This is a genomic window from Proteiniphilum propionicum (assembly GCF_022267555.1).
GTDB classification, from domain to species: domain Bacteria; phylum Bacteroidota; class Bacteroidia; order Bacteroidales; family Dysgonomonadaceae; genus Proteiniphilum; species Proteiniphilum propionicum.
The window spans coordinates 2363353-2381126 of record NZ_CP073586.1 but is presented as its reverse complement, the minus strand read 5'-3'; the positions used below and the strand labels follow the sequence as shown (position 1 = coordinate 2381126).

General features: G+C 41.7%; 9 protein-coding genes and 2 pseudogenes. All 11 read right to left on the bottom strand.

Annotated features, from left to right (window positions below):
* Positions 1 to 177 precede the first annotated feature (177 nt).
* The 11 genes and pseudogenes from KDN43_RS09645 to KDN43_RS09600 all read right to left on the bottom strand — a co-directional run bounded on the left by KDN43_RS09645 (position 178) and on the right by KDN43_RS09600 (position 17676).
* Positions 178 to 3390, bottom strand: coding sequence for a glycoside hydrolase family 2 TIM barrel-domain containing protein (locus KDN43_RS09645; RefSeq protein WP_238865697.1), 3213 nt, complete (start codon positions 3388 to 3390; stop codon positions 178 to 180).
* Positions 3391 to 3516: 126 nt separating this feature from the next.
* Complete coding sequence (locus KDN43_RS09640) at positions 3517 to 5508, bottom strand: glycoside hydrolase family 97 protein (protein WP_238865695.1); 1992 nt, start codon at positions 5506 to 5508, stop codon at positions 3517 to 3519.
* Positions 5509 to 5692: 184 nt separating this feature from the next.
* Positions 5693 to 6271: pseudogene (locus tag KDN43_RS09635) on the bottom strand (sugar phosphate isomerase/epimerase family protein); the annotation flags it as partial.
* Complete coding sequence (locus KDN43_RS09630) at positions 6258 to 6374, bottom strand: twin-arginine translocation signal domain-containing protein (RefSeq protein WP_238865691.1); 117 nt, start codon at positions 6372 to 6374, stop codon at positions 6258 to 6260. The gene KDN43_RS09630 and the pseudogene KDN43_RS09635, both read right to left, overlap by 14 nt.
* A gap of 72 nt (positions 6375 to 6446) precedes the next feature.
* Positions 6447 to 7615: pseudogene (locus tag KDN43_RS09625) on the bottom strand (Gfo/Idh/MocA family protein).
* 102 nt (positions 7616 to 7717) lie between these two features.
* Positions 7718 to 8179, bottom strand: a complete 462-nt coding sequence (locus tag KDN43_RS16455; RefSeq protein ID WP_256448700.1) for an MFS transporter — start codon at positions 8177 to 8179, stop codon at positions 7718 to 7720.
* A 71-nt stretch (positions 8180 to 8250) separates the two neighbouring features.
* Entirely contained in the window at positions 8251 to 8928 is a 678-nt protein-coding gene (locus KDN43_RS16450) for an MFS transporter (protein ID WP_256448699.1), read from the bottom strand.
* Between the two features lie 32 nt (positions 8929 to 8960).
* Complete coding sequence (locus tag KDN43_RS09615) at positions 8961 to 10976, bottom strand: hypothetical protein (protein ID WP_238865688.1); 2016 nt, start codon at positions 10974 to 10976, stop codon at positions 8961 to 8963.
* 75 nt (positions 10977 to 11051) lie between these two features.
* Positions 11052 to 12500 carry a glucosidase family protein gene (locus KDN43_RS09610; RefSeq protein ID WP_238865686.1) on the bottom strand — a complete coding sequence of 483 codons (1449 nt, stop codon included), beginning with the start codon at positions 12498 to 12500 and terminating at the stop codon, positions 11052 to 11054.
* Between the two features lie 132 nt (positions 12501 to 12632).
* Positions 12633 to 14276: a RagB/SusD family nutrient uptake outer membrane protein gene (locus KDN43_RS09605; RefSeq protein WP_238865684.1), complete on the bottom strand. Its 1644-nt coding sequence runs from the start codon at positions 14274 to 14276 to the stop codon at positions 12633 to 12635.
* A 19-nt stretch (positions 14277 to 14295) separates the two neighbouring features.
* The gene (locus KDN43_RS09600) at positions 14296 to 17676 is read right to left on the bottom strand and encodes a TonB-dependent receptor (protein ID WP_238865682.1); all 3381 of its coding nucleotides are present in this window, start codon (positions 17674 to 17676) and stop codon (positions 14296 to 14298) included.
* Positions 17677 to 17774 lie beyond the last annotated feature (98 nt).

Below are 17774 nucleotides of genomic sequence, written 5' to 3'. Positions count from 1 at the left end.
ACATGCAAAACAGGAAAATAGTAAAGGGGTTGCCAACAAAAAGTCAACAGCCCCCTATTATATTAAACTAATTAAGTAAACTACCACTACCTGAACGCATGGGTGGCATGATAAACTCAGCGGACTCTGAATTATGACCACCAACAGGTTGGAAAAAAGCTGCCGGGAGGAAGTCCACTACCGGAAATGGCGTTCAACCTCTTTCCTGTTCCTGATGGGGATAAGGGTAAACCCGTAGGTAACCTTGCCCTCTCCGGGACGAATCAGGTATTCTTCCAGCGGAAGCTTACCCCAGCTGTTGTTCCCTCCCACACCCTGCATGCGGTGATCGATAAAGAGGTCCACCACATCCGATGGGCGGTAGTCGCTTATATGCTTGTTTCGATCGACGGTTCCTACCGGGGCATCGTTGTTGAGCGATTCTCCGTTAGTTATGGTCTCAAGAAGATAGTTAGACACGTTGAACTCGAAAAGGCTATCCGCAACAAAGAGAAGTCCGGCGCCCGACTTTTGGGTAAGTGCCAGCCAGCGGGTATCGGTATGATGTCCGTTTTCCTGTGGAAGCACATAACGTGTGACCATCTCACTTATCGGAGATGAGTATAGGTCCACAAAAGCAGAACTTTTTCTATCGGCATAGTTTTCCCAGGGGCCCCTTCCGTAATAATCCGCTTGCACCAGCTCTCCGCTAAGCTGCATTCTCATGCCAATGCGTGGTATCAGCTCTGCCTTAGATGCAGTAGCATTGAATGTGTTGGATATATGCATTGCTCCGTTATTGTAGATAGTATAAGTAACTTCGTTACTGGCTCCAGCTTCGGGGTAATTATAACTATAGGTGAGAGTGGTTTCATCACCTGTCGCTATCCTAAGGTTTTCTGCCTTTAGTTCCAGGTAGCTAGCCTCTCTCCACGCCGAAAGCCGCTGAGGCAGCCTAGCTCCGTAATCGTTATCGATAGGTGCCCGCCAGAAGAACGGACGGGGTCCCGCACCGTTTTCTATATATTCTGTTCCATCCACCCTGTAGGAGGTTAGCAGACCGCTTTCCCTGTTGAATACAGCCTTGAAACGACCTCCGCTCACGATAACCGATGTTTCGTCCTCTTCTACTTTAGCAGCTTTCTCTTTACCAGTAACTAAATCAGAAAGGTGATTGACGGTAAACTGGTCACGTGCCACCACCCAGCCGGCGGGGATAAGCCGTTCCTCCTCCTTCTGTGTTACTGTGAAGGTAATGGTCAGTTGATCATTTCTGTTTGCGTAGCGGGACCATCCGGGTATATTCACTTTTATGGCCTCCTGGGGATCTGCATTCACATTTAGCGGTCCTTTTGACAGCTCCCGCCCTTCAGCCTTGATGCTATACGTAACGTTGTACCTGCTGATGTCCTTGAAGAAATGCTCGTTGTAGAGCTCTGCCGACCCATCCTCCGGGTTGAAATTCCGAAACCAAACATTTTGATATACCTTGCGCATCTCTTCGGTATGCGGTTTCACGCTCCGGTCTGGGAATACCACACCATTGATACAAAAGTCGCCGGAAGTTGGAGTACCTGTCGGTCCGTAGTCGCCACCGTAGGCCCAGAAACGGTTTCCCTTCTCATCGCTCTTCACCAATCCCTGGTCCACCCAGTCCCAAATAAAGCCCCCCTGTAGCAGCGGGTACTTCCGGATTATGTCCCAGTATTTGGTGAAGTTGCCCAAGCTGTTTCCCATGGCGTGAGCATACTCGCAAAGGATAAGAGGGCGGTCGGATTCGGGATCTTTAGCATACCGTTCAATCTCATCGGGGTTGAAGTACATTGGCGCGAAAATATCGCTGTTCCACTCCATCACAGCCCGTTCGTACTGTACAGGACGGGAGGTGTCCCGGCTTTTGATCCAGCGATAGGTCTCATAGAAATTGTATCCGTTACCCGCTTCGTTGCCCAGAGACCATGTAATAACGCTTGGGTGGTTCTTGTCGCGTTCCACCATGCCTATGGTGCGGTTCAGGTGATCTTCCAGAAAAAGCGGGTTATTTGCCAGCGTACCTCCCTTCCGGAGGTTATATCCCATCCCGTGGCTCTCAATATTGGCCTCGTCGATCACGTAGATCCCGTATTCGTCGGCCAGCCTGTAGAAGAGCTCCGGTTGCGGGTAGTGGCTTGTACGCACGGCATTGACGTTGTATTTGCGGAACAGTTCAAAATCTTTTCTCATCAGTTCTTCGGTGACGTAATGACCGGTATGTTCATTATGTTCATGCAGGTTCACCCCTTTCAACAATACCGGCTGCCCGTTCACAAGGAACTGGCGGTTTTTAATTTCCGCTGTACGGAAACCTACTTTCAGTGCTGTCGCTTCAAGGGTGCTTCCCTTTTCGTCCATCAGCTCAACGGTTAGCGTATAAAGGTAAGGAGTTTCGGCGCTCCACTTTTTCACACCGAGGATCATCTCTTCAAAGCTAACGGATGCTTTTCCGGAACTCTTATCGGAGAGGGATCCGACAGACACTTTTTTACCGGACTCGTCCAACAGTGTGTAGTTGACAGTGAATGGGCGGGTGTTCCCTTCCGGAGAAGCTACGGTGATGTCGAGCGCAAACTGCCCGTTGGTGTAGCTAACATCGAGGCCCGAACGAACGAAGACATCTGCCAGGTGTAGTTTGGGACGGGCATAAAGGTAGACATCACGGTCAAAACCTGAGAGCCGCCAGAAGTCCTGACACTCAAGGTAGGAACCGCTGCTCCAGCGGTGAATTTGAACCGCAATCACGTTTTCTCCCGCTTTTGCATGTTCTGTCACGTTGAATCGTGCCGGTAGCTTGCCCTCCTTGTTCATGCCGACGAACTCCCCGTTGAGATAGTAGTAGGCTGCACCTTTGGTTGCATCGGCACAGAGGATTATCTCCTTTTCCTGCCAGTTGTCCGGAATAGTGAACAATTTCCGATAGGTACCAGTTGGATTGAATTCTTCCGGAACAAGCGGAGGATTCGGTTTATCCCAGTAGGGTGCATGTCCCGGAGATGTGAATTCGTAGGTGGCATTCACATAGATTGGAACACCAAAGCCTTGTACTTCCCAGTTTCCAGGTACCTGTATGTTGCTCCATTGGCTGTCGTCAAAGCCAGAATTCTGAAAGCCCTGTTTGGGACGTTCATTGAACCGGTCGGTATAATGGAATTTCCAGTTCCCGTTAAGTAACAACACATCGCTCCCTTTGGATATGTAACCGGCAGCAAGGGCTTCCTTTAGATCTGTGAATGAAGAGAAGGTTGACCGCGGCTCCTCCCGGTTGATGTGTAGAAGTTTCGGATTGGTAATTTCCGCATAGCGGTCGGTCTGCTCTTGAGCAAATAGCATGCCGGCGGCAAGATAAATGGAGAAGAGGATCAATAATTTTTTCATTGTAATTTGAGTGTTTTAGAAATTTATGAGTTGCCTGAAAAATGTTTTAATATGAGTTTTGAATACTTCGTTGACAAATATACAATATCTGTCTTATGGAAAAACAATCTTTTCAAACAAAATCGTTTAAATTTTCCGCAGTTTTGCTGCAAAGCCGCCTCCCGGTGCAAGATGCAGACTGATTGACTCTCCGGATTCAATTTTCCGTAGCTCCTTGCGGTAGTCGGCACCCTTGCGATGAGCATTGGCTCCGTCCCGGAAGAGAGTCATCTCATACTGTCCCGCCGGCAGGAAAGAGAAGTCGATTGTCATGTCGCGGCTCTCCCAGCCTGTGATGCCGCCAATGTACCAGTCGCTGCCACTGCGGCGGGCCAGCGTCACATGCTCACCCACCCTGCCGGTGAGGGGCACGGTCTCATCCCACACGGTGGGGATGGATGCTATAAATTCAAGCGACTCGGGCTCAAGCATATACTCGGTAGGACTGTCACACAGCATATTTATGGGTGAGTTGAACACTACGTAGAGAGCAAGCTGACGGCAACGTGTACCCTGGCTCATCGGTTCGGAGTTGACCGGCCGGTAGCTACCACGCGCAGCGTTTCGCATAGCTCCCTGAGTGTAGTCCATCGGCCCCGCAACCATGCGGATAAATGGGACGGTAACATCGTAGTTGACCATGTCGATGCTCTCGGGTGACCACTTCAGCTGCTCCAGGCCGTGCACCCCTTCAAAGTTAAGGACATTGGGCCAGGTGCGGCTCAGTCCGGTTGGCTTGTATATACCATGGAAATCGAGCAATAGTTTATGACGAGCTGCTGTCTCTGCTGCGCGATAGATGAATTCGACCAGTTCCTGGTCGTCACGGTCCATAAAATCTACCTTGAACCCTTTCACACCCATCGCGGCGTAGTGGCGACACACCTCTTCCATGTCGCGGTCGAAGGCGTGGTAGCCGGCCCAGAGGATGATTCCAACTCCACGATCACGGCCGTAGGCGACCAGCTCCGGTATATTAATCTCCGGTATCACCTGCATCAGATCGGCTTTCAGGTTGACGGCCCATCCCTCGTCGAGGATCACATACTCGATGCCATGTTCCGAGGCGAAGTCGATGTAGTACTTGTAGGTATCGTTATTGATGCCGGACTTGAAGTCGACATCGTGGATATTCCAGTCGTTCCACCACTCCCAGGCTACCTTTCCGGGCTTGATCCAGGAGGTATCGGCCAGCCGTGAGGGCGATGCCAGGCGATAGACCATATCGCTGGCTGCCAGCGATGCATCGTTATCGGTTACCAGACAGACGCGCCAGGGGAAACTGCGGCTTCCTTCTGTTTTCGCGATGTACTCTTCTCTTTCGGTGACACGCATCTGCAGCATGTTGTGCCCTCCCTGCTCCACGGCGGCGGGCACCCGCGCGAAAAGTCCCCTGAGGGTGTTGGGTGTTTGTTTATCGGGTGTGAGGTACATGCCGGGATAAGATTCCAGGTCGGCTTCAGTGATCAGGAGTCGCTTTCCTTCCGAGGCATCTGCCAGCAGCGGCAAAAAAATCAGCCGCTCGCGGTCGATTTGTGAGAGGGGCGTATGGACGTAAGTGTTTTCAAACGAGCTCTGCAGCTGGTCACCACCCAGTCCCCCCTTCACATAGGGTACCCAGGCAGTCCGGTCGCCCGTGAAACGGAAATTTGCCTCCTCCGCGGCGATGGTGAGCGTTCCCTTGCGGGAAGTGCGGAACCGATAGGCCAGTCCGTCGTCATACAGTCGGAAAGTGATTCCCCAGTCGCCGCGGAAGCTAATCGCCAGCTCATTGTATGTGTTGCGGACTTCTGAAGATATCCAGAAGGGTGAGGAGATGGTTTCGTCGGCGCTCTCCTGTTTGGCGTGCCGTACGCGGGCATCGGGACCGAGTTGCTCGCCGTCGGCGAGGGTGAGTGATACGGCTGAGGGTTCGATCAGCTGCTGGCCATCGTGTGCCAGGCTCCAGGTGAGTTGCTTTCCCACAACAACCTCAGCGGTCAGTCTTCCGTCGGGTGAGGAGATGTTGAATTTTTTCTGTGCATCTATTGCTCCGCATACGATCAGGAGCACAAGGATCAGAGGAATTGTTCTTTTCATGTTCAGTTACTTTATGTTGTTGTTTTATAATACAAAGATATTAATTTTAGTAATGGAATACTACCGTGAGCACATGTATCGTGTCATAAAACAGAATGACTCCGAAGTAAAACACCTATTTTCTTTTCAGTAAACTTTCGGCGAGGATTTCAAATCAATTTTTTTGAATTTATATTTTAGTCGATCAGGCCTCATTCAATTGTTTTCTAAACAGTTCCGGCGCCGCGGGTACTACCACTTTACGGTCTCCCTGGCAACCACACTCGAAACTGACATATTTGTCGTATCCGATCATTTTCAGCCCTTTAAAACCGTTAACATAGTTATCAGCTTCTCCATCTTCTCCGGGCATGCTGCGGCGTTTGCGGCTGGCAACATGCACATGCTGCAGATGTTCGCCAGCTGAGATAAACGCTCCCATATCGGAGTTCTCCTCCCAGGTCATATGCCAGAAATCGCCCATGCATTTCACACCCGGGTTATTGATATCGCGGCAAATGGATGCAGCATCGCCTACCTGGCGCAGGTAAAAGGCCTCTCTGCGATTGAGCGGCTCCAGGATGACGGTGGTTCCCTGTTGCTGTGCAAAGGTACCCATTTCTTCGAACTGCTCACAGAGAAAATCGCGTGTCTCCTGATTATGGGGTATAACGGGAACCTGGCTGTTGAATGCCGGAACTATGATGACGCCGATAGATCCCAGTTCCCCGGCGGCAATAATAAGGTCCTCCATCGTGTTACGGCATTGCTTACGGACGGCAGGATGTTAGAAATCCTGCCGATCCTGTGCCGATTACCCCTACGGCTCCTGCTACTGCAGAAGCTTTCAGAAATGATCTTCTAGTTACATTATCCTCTTTTTTCATTTTTAATTATTGTTTGGTATGTATCATTTATTTAACCACGTTAAATTTTGAAATAACAATCCTGAATACTAGCTATTCAATCCATTTCTGCCATTTTGTATTATTATCGCTCCCTGATTGTACCATCATTTCTACGAATTGCATTCCCCTTACCCCGTCATAGACGTTAGGGAAGTCGGTAATCAGTTCATCCGGATTGTCTCCGCTTTCTGCGGCCATGACGGCCAGGGCAAAATTGCGGTAAATATTGGCAAAGGCTTCAATGAAACCTTCGGGATGGCCGGCAGGCGTGCGGGTATTCCATTTAGCCAGTTTGCTTATAAATTCATTATTACCCATATACAGCTCTTCAGCGGGCTTATCCCCCCCCACCTCAGGGTCAACCTGTTCGAATCCATCTGTCTCCACTCCAATCCGCCTTTATCGCCATACACACGAAGACGGATATTGTTCGCTTCGCCGGTGGCGATCTGGGTAGCCATCAATACTCCGGTAACTCCCTTTTCCATTCGCAGCAGGGATGCCCCGTCGTCGTCCACCAGGCGTCCCTCCACGTACGTTTGCAGATCGGCGCACACCTCCAGCACTTTCAGGCCGGTAACGTATTCAGCCAGATGCCAGGCATGCGTTCCTATGTCGCCCATGCAACCGGCCTTGCCCGTGGTCTTTGGATTTGTCCTCCAGCCGGCATTATTCCCTCCCTGCAACTCTATGCGTTGCGAAAGCCACCCCTGGGTATACTCCACGTATACTTTACGCAACTTACCCAGTTCTCCGCCGGCAATCCTTGCTTTAGCCTCCTTGACTGCCGGGTATCCTGAGTAGACATGGGTCAATGCCAGGACCAGTCCTGTCTCCTCAACCTTCTCTTTCAGCTTGAGGGCTTCTTCCAGTGAAAAGGTCATCGGTTTGTCTATAACCACGTGAAACCCTCTTTCCAATGCCATCATTGCAGGCTCAAAATGCCACTTGTTCGGTGTGACTATGGTTACAAAATCCATCCGCTCCTCGACAGGCAGTTCCATTTCTTTCTCGAACATCTCCTGGTAGGAATCGTAAATCCGATGATCCGGGAGAAAATATTCCCTGCCTGAACTTCTGGAGATTTCAGGATTAACACTAAAACAGCCACAGACCAGCTCAATATAGTTGTCCATAAAGGCTGCGCGGCGGTGTATGGCTCCTATAAAGGCATCACTTCCTCCGCCAACCATACCCATTTTTAATTTCTTTCGTTTCATAATATTTCTGAATTTAAATTATTTGACAACTTATCAACTCCAACAGTTCAACAAAAAAGTCCCCGCATATTACAAATATGCCATTTCCTATATTCCCTAAGGCTACGTATTCCCCGTTTCACTCCCTGTATTAAGATTTTCGCGAAATAAAGAAACGAATCCAACAAGAATAATGACAGCCATCACAAAAGGAACAGTCCAGACAGATACCCAATCATGCACCCCTTGAGTGGTATACTGATCCACTACATTTCCGGCGACCAACGTTCCAAGATATTTTCCTACCCCGTAGGTTGCAAAGGCAATCAGTCCCTGTGCTGCATTCCTCAGTGATGACGGAGCTTTTTCATCTACATAGAGTTGGCCTGCAACAAAGAAAAAGGTAAAACAAAATCCGTGAAGGGGTAATACGGCATAGATAAATCCGGTTTTACCCGTATGCGCACCCAGCGCAAATGATCCGTACATCAACATCCAAGCTACAATAGCAGCTATAATACTTCCCTTGTAACGCAACTTGATAAAAATCAGCGGGAAAGCAAAAAGAAAAAACCACTTCTGCAACCTGTCCCAGGCTCATGGCTGCCGCTGCATTACTGATACCAACATTGACAATAAAAAGATTGGTGAAAGAATCATAGAAAGCAAGTGGAATACAAGTCAGTGCGGAAAAAGGCCAAGAGTACTAAAAACGATCTATCTTTTATAAGCTTAAACGCGTTGAACCCTAGCATTTGTCCGATTGTTATCTTCTGTGTTGCTTGAACAGGCGCACGATAAGGCAATATCAACGCAAATAAACCTGCCAGCAATGATACCCCTGCACCTATTAGAAACGGAGTTGAATAAATCTCAAGATCTAATGCACTTATTAGTAATCCTGCTCCTATCCAGCCGAAGGATCCGAACAGGCGGATTCTTGAAAATTCTTTCGCAGGGTCAATCAGGTTTGCAAATGATATTGAATTGGTCAATGACATGGTCGGCATGAAGCAAATGCTGTAGAAAAGCAGAATTGGGAAAAATAAAGAAAAAGTTTGAACCTTCGTAAGCCAAAACAATAGAAAAGCCCCTAACACATTCAGAAATGCTAAAACTCTGTTAGCCGAAAAGAACCTATCGGCAATCATTCCCACAATGACAGGAGATATAATTGCGGCAATAGCAGCGGTGCTGTATGCCAGGCCGATTTGAACTCCGGAAAAGTTGAGGGTCCTTCCTAAATAGGTTCCCATGGTCACGTACCAAGAACCTTGAATAAAGAACTGGAAGAACATCATGGCGGATAACTTCGCCTTAATCGTATTTTGCATAGAATTATTATTTAGTAATGAATTGAGTAATGTTAAAGAGGGAGTTCTATTAATATTTCTTTTTCTTCATTAATAATTTTTTCTATGATTAATTTATTGTCAATTATTATGTCGATTTTAATTTTCTTACCTTTTCGAGAGACGTCCAGATCGAAATTATTCCCAAATGCTCTAATTTTTTTCAAACTCATTGTATTCCAATTTTTTGGTAAACTCGGCATTAGAGTGAATGAGCGTAGACCGACTGGACGAATACCAAACAACCCTTCGGTTATAATACGGCAATAGAGTCCACTCTCTGCAGACAAATGTCTTTGATTACCTTCTGGCCATGCTTCAATCGCATATGGGACATGTTCTCCTAATAAACGTTGTGTGGAATAATTCTTAAGATACTCCATGCCTTTTTCTGTTTGGCCACTTGCTAATACTCCACGCAAAGCGTACAATGTTGACCGATCCCAAAAAGTTTCACTTCCAGCTTGAGTCAGTAACCCATTTTCTGTCCAAAGATGAGGTGAAAATAGTGCTTTAATAGTTTCTTCTTTCCGGTCATAAATACCTACAGTAAGAGGAATACAAATCCAAGAACGGAGCACGTTATTTTCTTTGTAGTATTTGTACGTATTGAAACCTTCAACTATTCCTCCGAAATAATCATCAATGGCTTGACGTAATTCCTTTGCCTGCTTCTTATATGATTGAATTTGAGAGGCTGATTTGCCTAAGTCTTTTCCAAGATACGTTGCTGAAAGCAGAGCATCATAATATAAGGATGAAGTAGTGAGATTGGCACTCCCGGAAGGAAAGCGGTTTTCGAGTTCATCTGAATCGGAAGTGACAACGCCATATTCATTTAAATTTCTCCGACAATACTCAAGACACCATTCAAGTAACGGCCATAATTCAAATGCTTCTTGTTTATCTCCCCTTGCCAACGCATATCGAGCTACACCATAAGCGATCATAGCGCCATCACCACGATCTCCGGCTCCATTCCATATATCTAATCCTTCTGCAACAATAGAACTAGGTATGGGTTTGTATTCGTCGTTAATGAAACGGGTAAAATGTTTAAAAGAGTTGTTTGCAGATAGATTACCTGTGTCATAACCTAAGAAAGGGAAGAAAGGGTTGATATATTCTGCTTGGTCATTTGCCCAAATAGCAGCATAGTATGACTCTCCTCCCGGTCCGTGCATATATCCCCCATTTGTTTTATAAATACTTTCAGAACCGCGAATTTTTGCAAAAGAGAACATTGTATTTATTACCGGATCAGGTGTTTCTAGGACTAAGTTGTCTTGCAACTCAGATATTAAATCTTTTCTTTTAATCAGTTCCTTTTCAACATCAATAGCCTGTGAGGTATAATCATTTTTGTATGCCTTAAAATCAGCGTAGAAAATCACAGAATCTCCAGCTTCAATCGATGTACCGGGCACACCAGATACCGTTGCCTCAATTATGTATTCACCATCAACTCCTTTTTCAGGATCTGTCCTAATCACTGAATTAGCATAAGGGACCTCAACTAAAACTGCCCGTTCTCCCACATTTCTCAGTACATACTTTTCACCATAGGCAGCTTCTGTAGTTGATGGAAATAAATATCGAGTAAGCTGCAGATTCCCGTTCTGATGAGCTGATAATTCACTCTCAACAATCATAATACCTTCAAGAGTAATTTTATTTACTTTTTCTTGATCAATTCTTCTTGTATTTACAGTGATCATATCACTCATAACATCCCACCCAAAGCGTCGCATAAGGCTGGCATGAGTATTATTTGGAATAGTTCGTAACATAGGCCAAACAAAACTGCGCTCCAATACAAAAGCACCGTCTTCATCAACTCCATATCTAATAACTACAGAAATCTGCTCACCACTCATCTCAATATGGTCATAATGAGGTATGCGAGAATCAATATTCCAAGATATACTTCCAGATGTGTTAATCTCCCAACGATTTTCTTTTTGATTACTTTTTGCAAATCCAGTCAATACGATGAGTTGGCAAATAAAAATTAGTATTATATTTTTCATAAGATAATTAATTTTTAAAAGTGTAAAATGAAATTTGTATTAGTGAATTACTCACAATCTACTTAACGTACTGATTTAAATATTGCAAATTTGTCTTTCTCCATGTTTAACTTCAGTATCTATATAAGAGTATATATTTCCCATAACATCAACTGCATATTTAGGAGAACACTCTTTTCCATTTAAATATATTTTATCGTATTCTCCATAGAATGATGCTCTCCAATTTAAATTTTTCTCACTGTTATTTACGAAAATTGATTTATAATTTCCTTCATGTCTTATATTTACTAAGGAACTAAAAATTGACAAATTTGATATCTCAGCCCATTGTTCGTTTGAAATTAGCTGAGGTAATGTCTGTATTATGTTCATAGATGCTTTAGGTTGTATTCCCATTAGACCTACTGTTATTCCTTCAATTAAACCGAAAGATGCCTCTGGGTATTCCTTCCTATCGTGATTTCTTAATGTATACAGCATTTCATAAGCTTTCTCAGGCATTCTATACCTATACAGTAATAAGGGTAAGTGAGATAAATTTTCTACGTTATTCTCAGACACTAAAACTCTGTTAATAGTAGTTTGAGATTTTGTTGGTGTCTCAAGTGCATCGAACCAGACATAATATGTTTCACCTGCCGTCGGAGTGTTTTTCATTATGAAGTCCCCCTCAATTGATGACCAAAAAAAATTAAAATAATTCTCTTTGTTATTCCAAAATTTATCATTTATAAAAGACTTATAATTTTGCGCTTTGTTCCTAAAAAACTCCGCTCTTTTAGTATCTCCTTTTATTGTTAGAATTTTACTATAAGCATCACAAGCTGCGTAAATAGAAGCAACCAAATCTCCAGCCAAACTAAAGCCCGACTCACTCTCAATGTAAGAAGGGATGCCTCTATTACCATTAAACTTAGTCTCCTCTTTAAATGGCAGTTCAGTGTTCATGTGAGTTGATCTAGTTAATAAATTCTCAGTCTCCAATTTCCAGACTTTTATATAATCATACAGAGTTTTTTCATAGAAGTTTATGAACACAGGATTATATAAGTATTCTTTATTACCTGTCCACTCATACAATTTAAAACAAGCTTGTACAACGTCGAAATTTGAAGGTAGGTTATACCAAAATTGTTCGTCATTAAAATAGTCTACCGGCGCCGGCTTGTCGTTCTTGTTTATTTCCCAATATGTACACCAGTCTTTAGAAGCAGAAATATTCTCTGCAAACTTAATCATCATGTTATAATTATGATTCGAAAGTCCTAATATTTCACCTCCTATACTTTGATGAGCAATATCCCTCATGCAAAAAGCCTCTCTATTTGGCAAAGCTGCTTCATACCAAAAACCAACTGGATCAGTACCATCATGGGCATAGCTGAGTGCGGTATTTTTAGACCATTTAAAAGCTTCATTTAAATCACTTATTGATGAAGAAAATATAAGGTTTGAATCTTTGGCTACCGTAACGATGCAATTAAATATACTTATATATATTAATATTATACTTTTTCTCATATAGTTTTAAAAAAAGCTCATTTTAAATTAGATTTTGAAATTGGATTTCAACAATTAAATATCTGAATTTAAAATGAGCCAAATTAATATTGTTATTTATCAACTAATCAATAAACAAATTATTTAATTTATCTATTGAATTTTGTCATATCCAGGATTTTGTTCAAGCAATTCATTTTTCCTAATTTCATCATTTGGTATCGGGAATAAATAATGATCAGGCGTAACAAAGGCTCTATCGTCAACTTTCACAATAGTATATGATTTAGTGCCATTTGTTTTCTTAACTATTTTAATACCTTGCACAGGTATATTATCTGTAATTTCAGCAATCTTCCACCTACGAACATCAAAAAAACGATGTTCCTCGAATGCTAATTCTATTTTGCGTTCATGCTGTATAGCTTTCAATAGTTCATCTCCGCTTGCTACAATATCTGGTAAAACATTTTCGGCTCCATTTCTTGCCCTTTCTCGTATTAGATTAACATAGTTCCGCGCAGTCGCCTCATCTCCAATATGATACATCGCTTCTGCATAATTAAGTAATATTTCTGCATAGCGGGAGTAAATCCATGGCTGACTGCCTTTATCCTTCCATGGCGATTTTAGTGACTCATCCATAAATTTACGAATTGTGTAATGTGTTTTCGAGTGATTCCAGTTGTCAGTACCAAATTCACTATCTTTACCTCCTGTTTTACCATCTTCATTAATCCAAAATTCAACTTCATCATCCCTGAATATTTGGCCATCGCAAACAATAGATGCGTAAAAACGGGGTTCTCTGCCAGCCCAAGGATCGTTGTTTGCCAATTCATAGTTATAAATATTCGGCATCGACCCATCTGCCATTTCATAACTGTCTACCATTGATTGTGAAACACAAGTTGCGGAGTATCCTGTCCATCCATTAGGTGTGTTTGGCCAATCAAAGCCATTAGAATACTCATTAGTGTACAATCGCTGAAAAATAATTTCCGGACTTTTGCTATTAAGAAATAAACCTTTATAGTCGTTATCCAATTCATATTTATTTAGATTGAAAACTTCTTCACAAGCATCTGCAGCATCTTGCCATTTTGAAATATCATTAGTAGTATTCCATAATGGACTTGCAGCATATAGTAGAATTCTTGATTTCATTGCCAATGCAGCTCCTTTGGTTACTCGACCAAAATTAGCTCCGGACCATGTTTCAGGAAGCATGGATGCTGCTTTAGAAAATTCTGATACCACAAAGTCAACACAGTTTTCATAACTAGCTCTGGAAATCATCATTTCTTCATCATCTAAATCAAAAGTCTTTTTTATTAGGGGAACTCCTCCGTATCTATTAATTAATTCCATATAATAGAATGCTCTAAAGAAAGTCATTTCTCCGATCAAGATTGAATTTTCTTCTTTGCTTCCGCTCAATTTTTCAACATTTTCAAAAAATATATTACATGCTCTTATATATCCGTAGTATGAATTCCAAATTCCAAAACTTCCATATTGATCAGGCGTCATCTGACCTCTTGTTATTGTCCAAGCCCCGCCCCAATTGAAATTATTATGCGACTCATCAGAAACAAATCTAAGAGCTTCATTTTTAAATCCATTAACAGGTAATGTATAATTTCGAGTAACATAAGCTTTAGTTAATGCAGGATCAGAGAATATATTATTTTCTGTATATGAGTCAAGTGGTTCAATATCCAAGAAATCACAAGATGTAATTACGCTTGAAATTATTATTAATGAGTAAAATACTCTTTTTGATATATTATTCATATTAATTACTTTAAAATGATTAAAAACTAATATTGATACCAAGAGTATATGTTCTTTGCTGAGGGTAGTAATGTCCTGCATTTACAGAACTAGTCTCGGGATCTAAAAATTTAATACGATCGATAGTGAATAAATTATCACCTTTTAGAAATATTCTGAAAGTATTGACCTTATCTTTATTGGTCATTTTTTGTGGCAATGTATATGATAACACTAAGTTCTTTAAACGAATAAATGATGCATCATAAAGCCAAAAATCAGAATATCTAGTATTCATGCCATCATCTTTGTTAAAAGCACGTGGATATTTGGCATCAGGTGTACTTTCAGCCGAAATCCATCTATTATCAAATAGTTTCTGATACGTGTTATAAGATACTGGTATTATCATTTGTTTAGCTTTCGTTTGACCACTCCATAACAAGTCTAGATCAAAATTTTTCCAAGATGCGCCCATATTCAATCCAAAAACTATCTGAGGTATATTGCTGATATAATCTCTTACCTTATCATTACTAGTAATACTTCCATCGCCATCCACATCAACATATCTTATATCTCCTGGTCTAGCTCCCGGGAAATGAGGCGTAGCTTCAATTTCTTCTTTAGATTGAAAAATACCATCAGTTTTATACATCAACCATGAGTCGATAGGATATCCAGTTCTCCTCTGCCATTCAGTTGTATTAGCTGCTTCATCAAAGAAAACAATTTTATTTTTTGCATAAGTCAAATTTGCGCCAACATAATATTTGAAATCATTTACAATTTGATTATAGTTAACAACAAATTCGATTCCTTGATTTGTCACTTCACCAATATTCTGATCAGGGAGAGTTAAACCTGTATAAGATGGAATAGACGCCATTTTTTTAGTGAGAATATCTTTTCTGTTCTGATTAAAATATTCAATGACAAAATTTAAAGATTGATTCCATAAAACACCTTCTAATGCAATGTTTTTTGTGTCCACTTTTTCCCATGTTATAGATGGATTGCCAATACGACCAGGGGAAAAACCTTTGTTCAAAGCTGCTGATTCTCCTAAAACTGCACCATTAACCATATTGAAAGTACTTAAATACTGAAATTGTGATACTCTATCATTGCCTAGCTTACCCCAAGATCCTCGTAGTTTTAAATCGTCCACCCAATTGATTGAATTCATGAAATTCTCTTCACTTATTCTCCAACCCGCTGATATTCCTGGAAATGTACCCCATCGCTTCTCTTTTGCAAAGTTCATAGAACCATCGTGTCTGAGAGTAAACTCTATCATATATTTGCTTAAGTAATTATAATTTAAACGACCGAAAATATTCTGACGAGCGTGTACATACCCATAACCACTATTTGTTTTGTCCTTATCACCACCATTGTTTAAATAATCAAATTGATTACTTAGAAAATAACCTCGCCAAGCATCAAAAAACTCTCCATTATTTTTACTCTGTTCATAAGCAATGAATCCACTAAATTTTTGTTTATCAAACTGTCGAATAAAATCTAATTTGACATTGTAAGTTGTAGATATTTTCTTGTCATTAGATTGATTCAGAGTTATAATATTGCTTACAGCATTTGTTGTTTGTTTTATATATTCATCATTTATTTCGTCATAATTGTAAGTATCCCAAACATCATTAAAAATCTTTTGGTTTCTGAAATGTGGATCAAATGCTGCATACCCTGAAAGAGCAAGCCCTTCTGTTAAACTATTTAAATCAAGTTTAAAGTTAAATTTTGTATTAAGGAAAAAGTCTTGTACGTTATCGTACCCGATTTCTTTCCCAGAAGCTAGTATCGCTAAATTATTCCCCCATGCTATTCCGGGTGCAGGTAAACCATTCGGATAATAATCATATAAGTAAGGGTATGCCATAAATGCCTCCCAGAACATTGTCCCTGCAGAAATCGGACTTTGGTAGCGATTCTCATTACGTCCAGATGCATTAACCCCTATTAATAGGTCTTTTGTAACCTCTGCATCAATATTTACACGAACTTGATTCGTTTTAAAATTAAAAACTGTGTTTCTATATAGAGGTTCTTGGTATGTTAAGTCACCAGAGACATAATAGCTTACACTTTCACTACCCCCACGTAGAGAAATTGAATGTCTTGTTTGAGGGGCAACTGTCCGAAACATAACATTCATCCAATCTGTATCACCATATTTGCTTTTATTAATAGATCCATCTTTATAGCCTTCTTTGATATTTGTCCATAATTTAGTTTGATTCATATGACCTTTAATCTCATCATCATAAACCATCCAATCATAAGCATTTAATAAATTAGGTGTTCGAGTATGCTGTGACAGGCTTATCGAACCATTGTATTCGATAGTCGGTTTAGATTGGATACCAGATTTTGTTGTTACTAGAATAACGCCATTTGCAGCTTGTGCACCATAAATAGCAGCTGAAGCATCTTTCAAAACTGAAATTGATTCTATATCGTTTGGATTGATACGTTCCATTCCATCTCTATTTGCTACTCCATCTATTACAATTAATGGTGAGTTATCATTTAGTGTACCCTTTCCACGTATTAAAATGCTAGACCAGTCTGATCCGGGTTCACCCGAACGATTATTTGCAATTACACCGGGAATTCTGCCTGCTATTGAGTTACTTACGTTTAAGGAGCCTGAATTTGATACTAACTCTCCTTTAACAGATGATATAGCTCCTGTAACTGTAGCTTTTTGTTGCACTCCATATCCAACAACTACAAGCTCATCCAAAGCCTTCATATCTTCCTGCAACGTTATATTAAAAATTGTTTTTCTTTCTGTATTGATATTCTGTTCTAAGTAACCGATATAAGAAATATGAATAGTGGCATTGTTTTCAACGCTTAACGAAAATTTCCCATTCACATCGGTTACGGTTCCGTTGTTGGTTCCGATTTCAACAATATTTGCTCCAATAATTGGCAAACCAGCCGCATCGACAATGGTCCCGGTAATGTCCTTTTTATGCTGTTGTAAAGCTTCGTTAACGGCAGTAATCTGGCGGTGCATTTCTTTCGGATGCAGGATAATCTGCGTGCCTTTTACCTCATATTCCACATTTTCCGATTTAAAAAGCTTCTCTAATACGGCTGAAATAGCGGCATTCCTTACCCTGACGCTAACTTTCCTGTCTACATTGATTAACCGGTTGTTGTACAGAAAGTAATAATCGGATTTCTCCTCAATGGTTTGCAATACTTTTTCGATGGTTGAATTTTTCATGTCCAGCGAAATTTTGGCGTCTTGAGAATAGATGTGTTCAGCTTGTAGTTGAAAAGTGAGCACGAACAGCAGTAAAAGCGTTATTCTCATAACAATAGGGATTTTTTTTAATAAAGCATAAAAAATATCTGCTTTTTGGTTGATTGATTTATTATTCATACTTTTACAATGTTATTAAATTCATTTTATGGGTTTAGTAATTATTGCCTGGCGGTGAGGTGAGATTTTCCGCGAGGGTAATTATAAGTCATGAGCGG

Excerpts from the sequence above, each read along its gene's own strand:
- KDN43_RS09630 (WP_238865691.1), bottom strand. The coding sequence starts at position 6,374 with ATGAAAAAAGAGGATAATGTAACTAGAAGATCATTTCTGAAAGCTTCT.
- KDN43_RS09610 (WP_238865686.1), bottom strand. The coding sequence starts at position 12,500 with ATGAGAAAAAGTATAATATTAATATATATAAGTATATTTAATTGCATC.
- KDN43_RS09645 (WP_238865697.1), bottom strand. The coding sequence starts at position 3,390 with ATGAAAAAATTATTGATCCTCTTCTCCATTTATCTTGCCGCCGGCATG.
- KDN43_RS09600 (WP_238865682.1), bottom strand. The coding sequence starts at position 17,676 with ATGAATAATAAATCAATCAACCAAAAAGCAGATATTTTTTATGCTTTA.
- KDN43_RS09605 (WP_238865684.1), bottom strand. The coding sequence starts at position 14,276 with ATGAATAATATATCAAAAAGAGTATTTTACTCATTAATAATAATTTCA.
- KDN43_RS09615 (WP_238865688.1), bottom strand. The coding sequence starts at position 10,976 with ATGAAAAATATAATACTAATTTTTATTTGCCAACTCATCGTATTGACT.
- KDN43_RS09640 (WP_238865695.1), bottom strand. The coding sequence starts at position 5,508 with ATGAAAAGAACAATTCCTCTGATCCTTGTGCTCCTGATCGTATGCGGA.
- KDN43_RS16450 (WP_256448699.1), bottom strand. The coding sequence starts at position 8,928 with ATGCAAAATACGATTAAGGCGAAGTTATCCGCCATGATGTTCTTCCAG.